This window comes from Aliterella sp. E5.1, assembly GCF_057473825.1.
In genome coordinates this window covers 1-2450 of sequence record NZ_JBYCCV010000235.1, presented here as the reverse complement: position 1 = coordinate 2450, position 2450 = coordinate 1, and the positions used below count along the sequence as shown (strand labels likewise).

At 50.0% G+C, this 2450-nt stretch carries 3 protein-coding genes; all 3 read right to left on the bottom strand.

The window, feature by feature from the left end; genetic code table 11:
• Window positions 1-248 precede the first annotated feature (248 nt).
• On the bottom strand, window positions 249-1205 hold the full coding sequence (locus tag AC2VE5_RS25610) for an RNA polymerase sigma factor, RpoD/SigA family (protein ID WP_486890397.1): 957 nt from the start codon (window positions 1203-1205) through the stop codon (window positions 249-251).
• 73 nt (window positions 1206-1278) lie between these two features.
• On the bottom strand, window positions 1279-1407 hold the full coding sequence (locus AC2VE5_RS25605) for a hypothetical protein (protein ID WP_486890396.1): 129 nt from the start codon (window positions 1405-1407) through the stop codon (window positions 1279-1281).
• A gap of 190 nt (window positions 1408-1597) precedes the next feature.
• A partial coding sequence (locus AC2VE5_RS25600) for an ATP-binding protein (protein ID WP_486890395.1) occupies window positions 1598-2450 on the bottom strand: 853 nt, incomplete at its 5' end.

Here is a 2450-nt window from a genome sequence, read left to right as displayed (position 1 = left end):
ACATCTGAGCCACCATTTCTGGGCTCATGTCCTGCACATACTGCCAAAGCGAATTACCAGAGTCAAGGGTCTCGTTATTTTGAGGATTAGGGGTTGAACTTAAAAGATTGTTATCCATGGTTTGAAACCGTAGGTCTTTAATATTTCTACATAATAATGTAGCTAAAAGCCCTTTTGATCTAAAAGTGGGCGGAACCGAACCTGAGTATCGGCTCTCGCCCCTTTAATTTTTTACGGAATGACCTGATTTAACTGGCCAAATACTCGTGAATATCTGCCTTGCGTTTGCGGAGCTTACTCAAGGCTTCTCGTTCAATCTGGCGGACTCGCTCTCGACTAATACTCAAGCGATCGCCCACCTTGGCTAAGGTTAACGGCTGACCATCATTGAGACCAAAGCGCAAGGCCAAAACCTCCTGCTGTTGCAAGGTTAGATCGGACATCAAGCGTTCTAGGTCGGAGCGCAACGAGGTCTGCAAGGTAAAGTCTTCAGGAGAAGCAGAGGTATCCTCTAGGAGTTCCCCCAGCTCAGTGTCCTGGTTATCGCCTACCCGTACATCCAGAGACAGGGGTTGGCGCGATCGCTCTAGATATTCCCGCACCTGTTTCGGGTTTAGATCTAACTCTGTCGCCAATTCATTAATTGTCGCTGCCCGACCAAACTCTTGAGCCAACTGGCGTTGGGCCTTTTTGATTTTGTTGAGCTTTTCAGTAATGTGAATCGGCAAGCGGATGGTTCTGCCTTTTTCAGCGATCGCCCGGGTAATCGCCTGACGGATCCACCAGTAGGCATAGGTCGAAAACCGATAGCCTTTGGTAGGGTCAAACTTTTCCACGCCCCGTTGCATCCCAATCGTCCCTTCCTGAATCAAGTCCAGAAGATCGACATTGCGCTTAATGTATTTTTTGGCCACCGAGACCACCAGACGCAGATTGGCTTCTACCATCTTGCGCTTGGCACTCTCGCCTTCCTCAACCAGGGCTTGTAAATCAGTGGTAGACAGTTTAGCTGTCTTGGCCCATTCTTCAAAACTGGGTTCATGACCTAGTTGTTCAGCTAAGTCTTCCTTTTGGCGGTCCAATTCAATCAGCCGTTGGACCTGCTTTCCGTACACGACCTCCTGCTCATGGGTCAGTAAGGGAATACGACCAATCTCTCGCAGATAGGTTCTGACTAGATCTTTTGAGGTTTCGGCAGTTCTCATAGGGTAAAAATCGCTCGAATTAGAAGCCAGGATAAACCTGGAGTAAAAAGGCTACAACGCAGCGGACGCTAGGCTATTCTGATTTTTTGTCCTGAACCCGAACTGGAATCGGGTCGGGGGTGGGCTGCTGGGATAGTCCGACCCCTAAAAGGGTGGCAGCCAAACAGACCTCAGCTAGTACAAATAAACTTGTTACAGACATATTCACCCGTCAAATAAACTTTATATTAAAAATTGTAACATTCTTAGAGTCCCCAACCTATTCCCAAAGGGGGAGCTTGGGAGTCTTAAGCTTCTTTTTATGAAGCTAACTTCTTTTTATGAAGCTAACTGGAGCCCGCCACAACCCTTTCTTTTAGGCATTGCCAGAAGGCTGGGAGTGTCTAAAGGGCTCACAAACCGTGGTAGTCCTGAATGGCTTTGACCTCTAAAGGGCCTGATTGTAAAGCCTGAATTGCTGCTGCCGTGGCCTTGGCGCCAGCAATGGTGGTGGTAATCGGGATTTTGTAGGCTAAGGCGGTGCGGCGGATTAACCGACCGTCGGCCTGGGCTTCTTCTCCAGAGGGCGTGTTTAAAATCAATTGAATGTCTTTGTTTTTGATCCAGTCCAGGACGTGGGGACGGCCCTCATGCAGCTTTAAAACCAGCTCGACTTCTAGGCTGTGATCTAGCAGCACTTGGCGAGTGCCGGCGGTGGCCACCAGCTTAAACCCCAAGGCAACCAGATCTTGGACCACCGGCACCACACTAACTTTGTCGCGATCGCTCATGGAAACAAACACTGTTCCGGTCAGGGGAAGTTTTTGATTTGCGGCCAGTTGGGACTTGGCAAACGCCTTGCCAAAGTCAGCATCAATCCCCATCGCTTCACCCGTAGAGCGCATTTCGGGTCCCAGAATCGGGTCTGTACCCGGAAACTTATCAAAGGGCAACACTGCTTCTTTAACCGCTATATGCTGAGGAATTCGCTCTTCGACATATCCCAGCTCTGCCAAAGTTTTACCGGCCATGATCCGAGCCGCAATTTGGGCCAGGGGCAAGCCAATGGTCTTAGAAACGAAGGGCACCGTCCGGGAGGCCCGAGGATTGGCTTCAATCATAAAAATCTGTTCTCCCTGGACCGCCAACTGCAAATTCATTAAGCCGATCACGTTCAGGCGCTGGGCCAGCTGCACCGTCCAGGTGCCAATCGTCTCTAGAACCTGGGTAGAAAGAGAGGTGGGTGGCAGGCTACAGGCAGAGTCC